Below are 289 nucleotides of genomic sequence, written 5' to 3' on the forward strand. Positions count from 1 at the left end.
CGTGGTGGCTTCGGTCAGGGCGACGCACAAGCCGGTGTCCTTGCCGCTGCTTGCCGGCAGTGCCATTTCAATGCCCTCAGCCTGCATTGCAGCGCGGGCCAGTTCACCGAACCGACCGCTGCCGTGACGCCCCAGGTACACCACCCGCAGGCCATTACGCCGTGCGGCGGCCATCACGTTGAAGCCGCCACCAGCTTCGAAACATGGCCGTTCAGCATGGTCTCAACGGCCAGACGCTCCTGTTGGCGCACCAGAATACCCATTTGCTTGGCGGTCACCCATGGAAACC

General features: G+C 64.0%; 1 pseudogene. It reads right to left on the reverse strand.

Annotated elements, in window-relative coordinates:
* A pseudogene (locus AC0L3U_RS39160) lies at positions 1-183 on the reverse strand (ribokinase); the annotation flags it as partial.
* Between the last annotated feature and the right edge of the window lie 106 nt (positions 184-289).

It is taken from the genome of Bradyrhizobium sp. Kon69, from assembly GCF_055807515.1.